Annotated in this window: 13 protein-coding genes; 7 read left to right on the top strand and 6 right to left on the bottom strand. The window is 39.8% G+C overall.

The window, feature by feature from the left end; all coding sequences use genetic code 11:
• Positions 1-49: 49 nt before the first annotated feature.
• Both CJ263_RS16175 and CJ263_RS16170 read left to right on the top strand, forming a co-directional pair.
• Complete coding sequence (locus CJ263_RS16175; protein ID WP_094998222.1) at positions 50-577, top strand: hypothetical protein; 528 nt, start codon at positions 50-52, stop codon at positions 575-577.
• A gap of 52 nt (positions 578-629) precedes the next feature.
• Entirely contained in the window at positions 630-866 is a 237-nt protein-coding gene (locus CJ263_RS16170; RefSeq protein WP_094998221.1) for a hypothetical protein, read from the top strand.
• A gap of 126 nt (positions 867-992) precedes the next feature.
• Here the strand turns inward: CJ263_RS16170 and CJ263_RS16165 are convergent, their stop codons facing one another.
• A complete protein-coding gene (locus CJ263_RS16165; RefSeq protein ID WP_094996355.1) occupies positions 993-1,964 on the bottom strand; it encodes an IS110 family RNA-guided transposase in 972 nt (323 codons plus the stop codon).
• A 345-nt stretch (positions 1,965-2,309) separates the two neighbouring features.
• On the opposite strand from CJ263_RS16165, the gene CJ263_RS16160 reads away from it, so the two are divergent.
• Positions 2,310-3,365: a YbjQ family protein gene (locus tag CJ263_RS16160; RefSeq protein WP_094998220.1), complete on the top strand. Its 1,056-nt coding sequence runs from the start codon at positions 2,310-2,312 to the stop codon at positions 3,363-3,365.
• Positions 3,366-3,644: 279 nt separating this feature from the next.
• Here the strand turns inward: CJ263_RS16160 and CJ263_RS16155 are convergent, their stop codons facing one another.
• Complete coding sequence (locus CJ263_RS16155) at positions 3,645-4,775, bottom strand: IS91 family transposase (RefSeq protein WP_094996498.1); 1,131 nt, start codon at positions 4,773-4,775, stop codon at positions 3,645-3,647.
• Positions 4,775-5,614 (bottom strand): tyrosine-type recombinase/integrase, encoded by an 840-nt coding sequence (locus CJ263_RS16150; RefSeq protein ID WP_308423278.1) that lies wholly within the window; start codon positions 5,612-5,614, stop codon positions 4,775-4,777. Before CJ263_RS16150 ends, CJ263_RS16155 begins: the two co-directional genes overlap by 1 nt.
• A gap of 284 nt (positions 5,615-5,898) precedes the next feature.
• On the opposite strand from CJ263_RS16150, the gene CJ263_RS16145 reads away from it, so the two are divergent.
• A complete protein-coding gene (locus tag CJ263_RS16145; protein WP_094998219.1) occupies positions 5,899-6,438 on the top strand; it encodes a hypothetical protein in 540 nt (179 codons plus the stop codon).
• A 272-nt stretch (positions 6,439-6,710) separates the two neighbouring features.
• Here the strand turns inward: CJ263_RS16145 and CJ263_RS16140 are convergent, their stop codons facing one another.
• Entirely contained in the window at positions 6,711-7,841 is a 1,131-nt protein-coding gene (locus CJ263_RS16140) for an IS91 family transposase (RefSeq protein ID WP_094996498.1), read from the bottom strand.
• Positions 7,841-8,680 (bottom strand): tyrosine-type recombinase/integrase, encoded by an 840-nt coding sequence (locus CJ263_RS16135; protein ID WP_308423278.1) that lies wholly within the window; start codon positions 8,678-8,680, stop codon positions 7,841-7,843. Before CJ263_RS16135 ends, CJ263_RS16140 begins: the two co-directional genes overlap by 1 nt.
• 346 nt (positions 8,681-9,026) lie before the next feature.
• On the opposite strand from CJ263_RS16135, the gene CJ263_RS16130 reads away from it, so the two are divergent.
• The 3 genes from CJ263_RS16130 to CJ263_RS16120 are packed head-to-tail and all read left to right on the top strand — an operon-like array spanning position 9,027 to position 10,533.
• The gene (locus tag CJ263_RS16130) at positions 9,027-9,515 is read left to right on the top strand and encodes a hypothetical protein (protein WP_094998218.1); all 489 of its coding nucleotides are present in this window, start codon (positions 9,027-9,029) and stop codon (positions 9,513-9,515) included.
• Positions 9,515-10,129: a CFI-box-CTERM domain-containing protein gene (locus CJ263_RS16125; RefSeq protein WP_094998217.1), complete on the top strand. Its 615-nt coding sequence runs from the start codon at positions 9,515-9,517 to the stop codon at positions 10,127-10,129. Before CJ263_RS16130 ends, CJ263_RS16125 begins: the two co-directional genes overlap by 1 nt.
• Positions 10,129-10,533, top strand: coding sequence for a hypothetical protein (locus CJ263_RS16120; RefSeq protein ID WP_094998216.1), 405 nt, complete (start codon positions 10,129-10,131; stop codon positions 10,531-10,533). The genes CJ263_RS16125 and CJ263_RS16120 overlap by 1 nt, the downstream gene beginning before the upstream one ends.
• A 131-nt stretch (positions 10,534-10,664) precedes the next feature.
• Here the strand turns inward: CJ263_RS16120 and CJ263_RS16115 are convergent, their stop codons facing one another.
• A complete protein-coding gene (locus CJ263_RS16115) occupies positions 10,665-11,636 on the bottom strand; it encodes an IS110 family RNA-guided transposase (RefSeq protein ID WP_094996355.1) in 972 nt (323 codons plus the stop codon).
• Between the last annotated feature and the right edge of the window lie 301 nt (positions 11,637-11,937).

Genomic DNA, 11,937 nt, shown 5'->3' with positions numbered 1-11,937 from the left:
TTAACCCGTAACTGACGGTTATACGAGACCGTTACCACACATTTGAGAAATGAGCGATAATCGAGATAAAATATTAAAATTCTTAATAGAAAATAAAGACCGTTCCTTTGACCAAAACGAACTTAAAAAACAATTATTTCCTGAACTAAACAAAGACCAAGTAAAAGAATTTTTATATAAAATTATTAAGCATAAGCCTAATTTAATGAAAGTATATAAAGAGTCTTCTATTGGAATTTTATCTGTAGAATACAGCGGACTAATAGATGATTTTTTAAAAAATGGCGGATTTGAAAAAATCGAACAGGATATAGAATACGAACTTGTTAAAAAAGCTGAACGAGAAGCTAAATCGGACAAATTAATGGACTTGGACTTAAAACTTAAACAGTTTGAATCTAAGATTGGAAAAAAAATTGTTGTAGCTGGCATAATAATTACGGTTTTAAATCTTCTAGTGTCTTTTCTAACATCTGAATTTCATGTTTTTGATGATAAGCAATCGACACAAATGCCCCAAGTAAAGAAGCAAGAACAGACGAAATTACAATCCAAGCTAAAAGATAGTTTAAACTAATTCTGACTTTCATAATATTTCAATTTTTAAATTAATAATCTGACTAAAACCTATGGAAAATATTAAAAATGTTAATGACATTGAACCAACTGAATTTGAGAAATACAGCAAATACAAAAAGCTATCTGAATTACGAGCAATGGACGAAAAAGAATTGTTGATTTTAAACAATCTAAACCAATTCCGACTTTTAAAAACACAGAATATATCGAAAAACATTTTTATATTCTTTTTAGTAGTTGCGATTTTGTCCATTTTATTGCAAATTGTAATTGCTTTTATAATATAAAAAACGTGTGGTAACAAAGAACTGAGCTAAAAAACAACTCTTTTCCGCATTAAATTTGAAACATAGTTATCCTCTACCACAACCCATAGGTAAGGATTATGGTCAAAAAAATCATTTACTTTCATTCTACCTTCTAGTCAGAACAGAGACAAAACCCTCATCATAGGGCAATCCGGATCTGGCGATTGCAAAACTCTGTTTAAGAAGCTTGTTGGCTACAGCTATCAATGCCAGTTTCTTGCTCTTCCCCTTGTTCACGATTCGCTCATATACCTCCTTACATGCCTTGTTGTGCTTGCAGGCGGTAAAGGAACATAGGAACAAAAGATTACGTAGCTTTCTATTGCCCACTTTGCTTATCCGTGCACGACCTCTAACGCTGCTCCCCGATTCTCTGATCGTTGGGGTAATTCCGACATAACTACAGAGCTGTGATGCATTCTCGAACTTGGAAAAACCATCCGTCACAACTATCAAGAACAATGCGGTCTTTTGACCTATTCCCGGTATACTGGTGATTAAGGTCAATTGCTCTTGTTGGTCTTCTTTTACCAAGGAAAGGATTTTTGATTCGATGGCTATCACCTCCTTATCAAGCTGCTTCTTGTTACGCACCAAGGAACGATGGACAAACTTTGAGGGAATACCCAGAACAGCTTCTCCATGTATCTTGTTCTTAGTTGCGGTACGTTGTTTTAAATAGGTGTCCAATAACCGGAACAACTGTAAACATTCACTCTGGGTATCCGTCAAGGAATTGTAGAGTGGAACATCATTGGACAAAGCGTATTCACAAATAGCCTTTGCATCACTTTTGTCCGTCTTTACCTTGGCCAGTTTCATTTGTATGAAACGCTTTATGGACAATGGATTTACAACAGAAACGATTACTCCGTTTTTGTAAAGAAACTGTGCAAGTCTATAATGATAATAACCGGTAGCTTCCATAACCACCAATGAACCTTGGGGCAATTCCTTAAGGTATTTCCTGAATCCCGTTTCATCGTTCTTATACTGGCTGTGACCAATGTTACTACCATGTACATCAAAGACATCCTTACTGATGTCGACTCCAAAAGTTTCTTTATATTTATTCATAACGAATGTTTTATGAAAGAACTGGCTACTTCTGCTCACAACAACTTGAAAACGAGATCTAGGTCTCACAGAACTGAACGTGATTTAAGTAGTAAAAGAGAGAGGATTATCAATGTTGTCGAAGTCTAAAGCTTCACCGTGTATAGTAACCTTAATTCTCTCTTTTGTTCTTTCTGATTTATACAATCAATTTATAGAGAATCAAACTTAAGCCGTGTATAATTCATTGCTAGTTATAGCTTACTTACGAAAGTCCTCGCGGACTTTCTATCTGTGATTTATTTGCTAACTTTAGTGCTTAAACACGCAACGAAATCATACACAATCACGTTAGGCAAAATTTAAATGGAACACTTTAAACACATAAAAGTAACGACAACTTCTTCACTTCAAAATGTTGAAATTGAAGAATATATTGAACCGATTTCGGTCAGTATTGTCATCGGTATGAATTTTTTTAAAGATTTTTTATCGGGTTTTCGAGATATTTTTGGCGGAAAATCAAATACTTACACAAAGTCATTAGAAAAAATAAATCAACAAGCCATTTACGAATTAAAAAAACGTGCTCATTATTTAAAAGCAAACTACGTTATCGGACTGACCATTGAAAACGACGAAATTGCTGCTCAAGGAAAATCAATGTTAATGGTTACAGCAATGGGAACTGCTGTTCGAGTTGCCGGAAAAAATAAAGAAATAATAAATAACTCAACGTCAATAGATTTAGAAGCTTTTGAACAACTTGAACTGAAAACTAAACTTCTAAAAAGTGCAGAAAACGACAATCTAAATTTAAGCGAAAACAATTGGAAATTAATAATAGAAAATCAAATTTCAGAATTAAGCCCTTTTCTCTTAAACAAACTGACCGAAAACCCAAACTCAATCGAGTTTAAAGATAATTTAAACGCATTTTTTGAAAATATAGATAGAGAATTAGCAACTAAAGAAATATTTACATTTATAGAAAATAATGGAGAAAAAGATTTCAAACCAGTTTTGAGCATTATCAAAGAATTAAACTTGGTTGACTTTGACAAAAACCTTTCGTTACTATCGAGCGACAATGAAAATCTTAATAATATTGGAGCTTTAATATCTGGAGTTCATAAAAGGACTTATTTCAAATCGGACATAAAAACAATTAAAGAAACTATTGATAAATTGGAAAATAAGTTTCCTGTTAAAGTTGAGTTTTACCAAACTTTAGACAATTTGACAAGAAAAGACATTGAGGTTTGGAAATGCGAATGTGGAAAAGAAAACAGTTTAGAACGAGAAATTTGCAGAGGCTGTAATAAAGATATTCACGGACTTAAAAACTCTAACATTAATTTGAAAGAAATAAAAGAAAATTTAAAACACCGATTAGAAATTTTAGAAAAAAACTTTGCCTAATAACTAGCGTTCGTGTGGTCGGTACGACCCAGCATGAACGTCGTGTTGACTGAACCGGTTCTCTGTCGGTCAGCCTTCTATGGGTATTGGTCTGTTTTAGGATGGGTTATTTAAGGTCTGCACTTGAACCGTATAGTGATTTGGAGGTCTTGTTTTTCTCCCGAGTATGTCCATCACTTCTTAAATTCTATTGAACCTCCTGTTTTTGGGGTATTTTGGCCGCTTTTGCTTGGTTTCGGACATAGGCTTCCCTATCCCGTTCAAAGGGCGTTTATTTTCTTACTGTGCTTTAGTGTATTTTTTAAGTTTTGTGATCCAGTGTGCCGGTGGTCCCCGTGCGGTAAACGTATGCAGGGTCACCAGTTCTCCCTTTTTACAAGATGGGCAGATTCGGTGTTGCAGGGGCGGTTTTTCTTGGAGCTGTACCTTCCCCAGGGTTTTACCCAAGTGGTCAAGACTTTTGCGTTTATGGTAAGCACTTAATATCCCATAATGGCGGATGCGCACAAACCCCTTAGGGAGTATGTGCAGGGCAAAGCGCCTGATGAATTCAGTATCGCTCAGGTACATCAGGGATTTGTTTCCCCCGTGGCGGTAATCTTTTACCGAAAACACCACGCCGCTGTCATCCAGGTTTTTGATTCGGTGGTTGCTGATCGCAATTTTATGGGTATAGCGACCAAGGTATTCCACTACCTGAGGTGGCCCTAAAAACGGACGCTTGCAATAGACGACCCACTCTTTTTTGAACAGGCTTTGGTAAAGGGCCTCTGGTTGTTCTGTTTTAATTTTTTTACGTAACCCTGCAACAAAGCGGGCACGGAATACCTTGCTCATGGCCTTGACCGGGAACAGGTATTTCCCCTTGTTCCGGGCAGGTTTCCACTTACCACTTTTGGTTGCCCCACCACCGGGCACGATACAATGCAAGTGCGGATGCAGGGACAGGTTCTGTCCCCAGGTATGCAGGATGGCGATCATCCCGGGACCGGCACCTAAAAACTTAGGATTGGAAGCAAACCCCGCTATGACTTCCCATGAAGTTTTGAACAGCAGGCCATACAGCAGTTTGGGTTCGTACAGGCACAGGCGGTTGAGTTCTGAAGGCAGGGTAAATACCACGTGGAAGTAAGGAACGTTCAAGAGCTCTTCTTCCCGTGCCCTGATCCATTGTTCCCTTTTGTGCCCCTGACACTTTGGGCAATGCCGGTTGCGGCAACTGTTGTAGCTCAGGTGCAAGGTATTACAGGATGGATTCGTGCAGTGGTCAATGTGACCGCCCAGGGCAGCCGTACGACATTTGCGCAGGGCGTGCAGGGTCCTTAGTTGCCAGCTGGTGGCACAACAGTCTGCTAAAGACTCCCTGTTGCGATTTAATACCTGGGCCACTTCGTGAGCAGCGGATGCCATTACTCTTTGTAGAGCCGATCCAGTGGACTGAAAGGCTTTTGCCTGCCCAGTTGTGCCACGTGAAGGTAGGTCAGTGTGGTCTGTATATCTGCGTGCCCCAAAAGGTCCTTTACACTCATAATATCCAAGCCCATTTCCAGAAGGTGGGTAGCATAACTGTGGCGCAGGCTGTGGGTGGTCACTTCCTTTTGAATACCACTATGTTTACGGGCTTCCCGTACAATCCAGCGAACCCCTTGGGTAGAAAGCGGGACTGGACGCCCTTCGGTATTGTTCCCAGTGAAGCACCAGGTGCAAGGATTTTCTGCCGCAAGATATGTTTTAAGTCCGCGGATCTGCATCCTCGACAAGGGTACATACCGATCTTTCCTGCCTTTGCCTTGGCGGACGTGAAGCATCATACGATCAAAATCCAGATCTTTTAACTGTAGGTTGCACAGTTCAAAACAGCGCAGTCCGCAGCCATAAAGCAGCGCCAATACCAGACGGTGCTTCAGTAGTTTTGGGGCTTTTAAGAGTTGCTTTACTTCCCTACAACTTAAAACTACAGGGAGTTTTTTGGGACGCTCAATAGCGGGGAGCATTACCTGCATCTCTTTACGATTTGATATCCGGTAGGCATACCTCAGACCATAAACGGTATGCTTGAAGAAGCTGCTCGACGGGGTCTTGTGCCGGGACTTTAAAACATGTAGATAATCCAGCACCTGTTCTTCATCCAGATCGAGTGGACTGCACTTAAAATGCAGGGCTATGTGTGAAAGACAGCGGGCATAGTTGGTCAGGGTGCTTTGGCTTTTGCCCGATAGTTCAACAGAACGTTTTAGTTTGAGATACAATTCCTGGAATTCTGGAACACGTTCACAGGCTCGTTCGATCAGGGTACTACTTTTTTTTCATAATTTGCTAAATATTAGTTTTATACATCTTAAAGGTAGTGAATGGAGATTTAGATAACTCCTGAAGCTACCTTTAGGTTTAGTTCAACACCGTATAAAAAAAATTGCTATTTTTAGCTAAACCAAAGTTAGTTGCTCGTTTGCTAGCTTCTGATTTTCCTTCGGAAAATCCTCGCACACAAACACGCAACTTTCCTTATACATAAACGTTGGCAATAATTAGAATGAATATCGAGAATTTCATCACAAATAGAAAATCAATTGCAAAATTGACAGCTGAAATGACCCAAATCGAAAGTGATGGATGGGAAACTAAATATATTGACCAAAGAGACCAATCTAAATGGATAAAAACTCAACTTGATTCGGAATATCACGGTGGCGGAAATCCAATATTATTTAGATTACCGAAACCAACTCAAACGGAATTGATTAAAATTTTGACTCAATCAACGGATTTGAATCAAATATCTGCTATCTCTTGCCTATTAAAGGAATCTGAATTTGACGAATCCGACAGTCACCACGAATATCGAGAGGAATTGATAATTGAGTTGGAAAGAATAATCAATGACAAAGATTTTAAATGGAATAGATTTGAAAAAGAGCGATTCACAACAATCATTTACGATAGTGACTTGAATTTTCCTCATAACCAAAGAGAAACTTTAGGAAAAAAATATAGTGAAGTGGAAAGCGACTATCAGTATTATAAAAACATAGCTGAAAGGGCTGAAAAAATAATAACTATTGCCAATAACTAGCGTTCGTGTGGTCGGTACGACCCAGCATGAACGTCGTGTTGACTGAACCGGTTCTCTGTCGGTCAGCCTTCTATGGGTATTGGTCTGTTTTAGGATGGGTTATTTAAGGTCTGCACTTGAACCGTATAGTGATTTGGAGGTCTTGTTTTTCTCCCGAGTATGTCCATCACTTCTTAAATTCTATTGAACCTCCTGTTTTTGGGGTATTTTGGCCGCTTTTGCTTGGTTTCGGACATAGGCTTCCCTATCCCGTTCAAAGGGCGTTTATTTTCTTACTGTGCTTTAGTGTATTTTTTAAGTTTTGTGATCCAGTGTGCCGGTGGTCCCCGTGCGGTAAACGTATGCAGGGTCACCAGTTCTCCCTTTTTACAAGATGGGCAGATTCGGTGTTGCAGGGGCGGTTTTTCTTGGAGCTGTACCTTCCCCAGGGTTTTACCCAAGTGGTCAAGACTTTTGCGTTTATGGTAAGCACTTAATATCCCATAATGGCGGATGCGCACAAACCCCTTAGGGAGTATGTGCAGGGCAAAGCGCCTGATGAATTCAGTATCGCTCAGGTACATCAGGGATTTGTTTCCCCCGTGGCGGTAATCTTTTACCGAAAACACCACGCCGCTGTCATCCAGGTTTTTGATTCGGTGGTTGCTGATCGCAATTTTATGGGTATAGCGACCAAGGTATTCCACTACCTGAGGTGGCCCTAAAAACGGACGCTTGCAATAGACGACCCACTCTTTTTTGAACAGGCTTTGGTAAAGGGCCTCTGGTTGTTCTGTTTTAATTTTTTTACGTAACCCTGCAACAAAGCGGGCACGGAATACCTTGCTCATGGCCTTGACCGGGAACAGGTATTTCCCCTTGTTCCGGGCAGGTTTCCACTTACCACTTTTGGTTGCCCCACCACCGGGCACGATACAATGCAAGTGCGGATGCAGGGACAGGTTCTGTCCCCAGGTATGCAGGATGGCGATCATCCCGGGACCGGCACCTAAAAACTTAGGATTGGAAGCAAACCCCGCTATGACTTCCCATGAAGTTTTGAACAGCAGGCCATACAGCAGTTTGGGTTCGTACAGGCACAGGCGGTTGAGTTCTGAAGGCAGGGTAAATACCACGTGGAAGTAAGGAACGTTCAAGAGCTCTTCTTCCCGTGCCCTGATCCATTGTTCCCTTTTGTGCCCCTGACACTTTGGGCAATGCCGGTTGCGGCAACTGTTGTAGCTCAGGTGCAAGGTATTACAGGATGGATTCGTGCAGTGGTCAATGTGACCGCCCAGGGCAGCCGTACGACATTTGCGCAGGGCGTGCAGGGTCCTTAGTTGCCAGCTGGTGGCACAACAGTCTGCTAAAGACTCCCTGTTGCGATTTAATACCTGGGCCACTTCGTGAGCAGCGGATGCCATTACTCTTTGTAGAGCCGATCCAGTGGACTGAAAGGCTTTTGCCTGCCCAGTTGTGCCACGTGAAGGTAGGTCAGTGTGGTCTGTATATCTGCGTGCCCCAAAAGGTCCTTTACACTCATAATATCCAAGCCCATTTCCAGAAGGTGGGTAGCATAACTGTGGCGCAGGCTGTGGGTGGTCACTTCCTTTTGAATACCACTATGTTTACGGGCTTCCCGTACAATCCAGCGAACCCCTTGGGTAGAAAGCGGGACTGGACGCCCTTCGGTATTGTTCCCAGTGAAGCACCAGGTGCAAGGATTTTCTGCCGCAAGATATGTTTTAAGTCCGCGGATCTGCATCCTCGACAAGGGTACATACCGATCTTTCCTGCCTTTGCCTTGGCGGACGTGAAGCATCATACGATCAAAATCCAGATCTTTTAACTGTAGGTTGCACAGTTCAAAACAGCGCAGTCCGCAGCCATAAAGCAGCGCCAATACCAGACGGTGCTTCAGTAGTTTTGGGGCTTTTAAGAGTTGCTTTACTTCCCTACAACTTAAAACTACAGGGAGTTTTTTGGGACGCTCAATAGCGGGGAGCATTACCTGCATCTCTTTACGATTTGATATCCGGTAGGCATACCTCAGACCATAAACGGTATGCTTGAAGAAGCTGCTCGACGGGGTCTTGTGCCGGGACTTTAAAACATGTAGATAATCCAGCACCTGTTCTTCATCCAGATCGAGTGGACTGCACTTAAAATGCAGGGCTATGTGTGAAAGACAGCGGGCATAGTTGGTCAGGGTGCTTTGGCTTTTGCCCGATAGTTCAACAGAACGTTTTAGTTTGAGATACAATTCCTGGAATTCTGGAACACGTTCACAGGCTCGTTCGATCAGGGTACTACTTTTTTTTCATAATTTGCTAAATATTAGTTTTATACATCTTAAAGGTAGTGAATGGAGATTTAGATAACTCCTGAAGCTACCTTTAGGTTTAGTTCAACACTGGCTATAATTCATTGTTTCCTCCTGCCTTGAACTAAATTCCCTATTTTTAAGAGAACAAATAACAACTGGAATGCTTTCGTAATGCGGCTCTGGCTCGCTGGAAAATCGCACCGGCCACCGCCGTCGCTCACCAGCCGCCAGCCACAACGAAATCATAGCCGAGACCGTTGTAAAACATTTTGAACCAAGCTTTATGAAGAAAATAATTTTAATCGGAATTCTTTTGCCTTTTATGGCATTTTCTCAAACCGAAAACAAAATCGAAGGACTAACAATTGACACACCTTGTGAGTTAGAATATACTCGGAATTTAGGAAACCAAAACAATTATAGCTGTGTTTTCCAAGATAATAACGAAAATATATTCCAATATTCCGCAACAGTTCAAAATCTCTTTGAGGATATGAAAGGTTTAACCGATAATTCTCTACAAGTTTTTAAAGACCAATTTTTTAAAACAGCGAGAGAAAACGCTCAATCGAATGGAGAAAAGACAGAAAATATTGTTTTAGCAAACGGACAAAAAGCATTGAAAATAGAATCCTATCTCACATATGCTGACCAAAAGTTTGCTAATACTTCGATTTTATTTCTTTATAAACAAAAAAGTTTCATTGTCAACCTTACTACCAACGAATTAAAAAAATCATATAATTTAACTGACCGAATAAAAATTAAGTAATGAAATATTATTCAGAATTTACCACAGAATATGTAAATGACATTTGCAGAGAATTAAGTGCAAAAGGAGTCATAGCCGACAAATTTGAAAATAAACCATTTGAACCAGAAAGTTTTGAAACACTAACTAATTTTCTACAAAATCATATCGTTAGGTCACTTGACATTTTTACATATTTAGACAATTTAGGTTTGGTCAACAGAGGAAAATGTCCATATACTGGACAAAGAATTGACGAATCCTTTCCAAGTTGGTCTTTTATGAATAATCGAAGAGTTTATGTTTCTCACGAAGGTTATGCAATAATGCAAAAAGAAGACGAAGAGGAATATGAAAAAATTATGGGACATCCTAAACCTCAAAAAAGTGCATCAAGCGGAAAAGGTGGATGTTACATTGCAACTGCTTGCTATGGAAATGAGTTTGCACCTGAAGTTTTACATTTAAAACTATTCCGAGATAATATTTTAGCTAAAAACTATTTTGGCAGACTTTTTATAAAAACCTATTATTTGGTTTCACCACCAATTGCAGAAAAACTAAAAAACAAAGAGAAATTAAATGCTTTTATCCGAAATCAGATTTTAAACAAAATCGTAAAACGCATTCAATAATGGTTTGGTTTATTTTAATTTTAATCATAGTTGGCTATGTAATTTGGAAATTTAATGACGATTCCAAAAAAGTTGCTAGAAGAAATGAATCATTCGGAGGAATGAAAAAAATGTTTCCCGAATTTGTTGAGTACTTTGAAAATAACGGATTTGAACTTGTCGAAAATTCTGGAGCGAAATTAGTTTATAAAAAAGCATTGACTAATAATCCACCTTTTAACAAATATTTGTTTTTAGGCGTGGAAAGTAAATTTACGAATATTGCATTTGGTTATGTAATAAATGGAAATGGAGAAAAAATAAACGGACTGAATGTGGAGTTTGCCAAAAATTACAGACTTGAAGAAGTGGAAATGATTGTCCGAAAAATAACTGGGAATTTACAAATTACAGGAGCAATCTGAATAAAAAAACGTTTTACAACAAAGAACTGAGCTAAAAAACAACTCTTTTCCGCATTAAATTTGAAACATAGTTATCCTCTACCACAACCCATAGGTAAGGATTATGGTCAAAAAAATCATTTACTTTCATTCTACCTTCTAGTCAGAACAGAGACAAAACCCTCATCATAGGGCAATCCGGATCTGGCGATTGCAAAACTCTGTTTAAGAAGCTTGTTGGCTACAGCTATCAATGCCAGTTTCTTGCTCTTCCCCTTGTTCACGATTCGCTCATATACCTCCTTACATGCCTTGTTGTGCTTGCAGGCGGTAAAGGAACATAGGAACAAAAGATTACGTAGCTTTCTATTGCCCACTTTGCTTATCCGTGCACGACCTCTAACGCTGCTCCCCGATTCTCTGATCGTTGGGGTAATTCCGACATAACTACAGAGCTGTGATGCATTCTCGAACTTGGAAAAACCATCCGTCACAACTATCAAGAACAATGCGGTCTTTTGACCTATTCCCGGTATACTGGTGATTAAGGTCAATTGCTCTTGTTGGTCTTCTTTTACCAAGGAAAGGATTTTTGATTCGATGGCTATCACCTCCTTATCAAGCTGCTTCTTGTTACGCACCAAGGAACGATGGACAAACTTTGAGGGAATACCCAGAACAGCTTCTCCATGTATCTTGTTCTTAGTTGCGGTACGTTGTTTTAAATAGGTGTCCAATAACCGGAACAACTGTAAACATTCACTCTGGGTATCCGTCAAGGAATTGTAGAGTGGAACATCATTGGACAAAGCGTATTCACAAATAGCCTTTGCATCACTTTTGTCCGTCTTTACCTTGGCCAGTTTCATTTGTATGAAACGCTTTATGGACAATGGATTTACAACAGAAACGATTACTCCGTTTTTGTAAAGAAACTGTGCAAGTCTATAATGATAATAACCGGTAGCTTCCATAACCACCAATGAACCTTGGGGCAATTCCTTAAGGTATTTCCTGAATCCCGTTTCATCGTTCTTATACTGGCTGTGACCAATGTTACTACCATGTACATCAAAGACATCCTTACTGATGTCGACTCCAAAAGTTTCTTTATATTTATTCATAACGAATGTTTTATGAAAGAACTGGCTACTTCTGCTCACAACAACTTGAAAACGAGATCTAGGTCTCACAGAACTGAACGTGATTTAAGTAGTAAAAGAGAGAGGATTATCAATGTTGTCGAAGTCTAAAGCTTCACCGTGTATAGTAACCTTAATTCTCTCTTTTGTTCTTTCTGATTTATACAATCAATTTATAGAGAATCAAACTTAAGCCGTATATAAGCCATTGCTTGGTCAGTATTTCTTTGGAAAATCCTCGCGGATTTTCCAACTTGAATTTGTACTTGCAAAGGTTTTTGCC

Source organism: Maribacter cobaltidurans (assembly GCF_002269385.1).
GTDB lineage: Bacteria > Bacteroidota > Bacteroidia > Flavobacteriales > Flavobacteriaceae > Maribacter > Maribacter cobaltidurans.
Note: the sequence above shows the minus strand (reverse complement) of the source record. Positions and strands in the feature narration are given on the sequence as shown.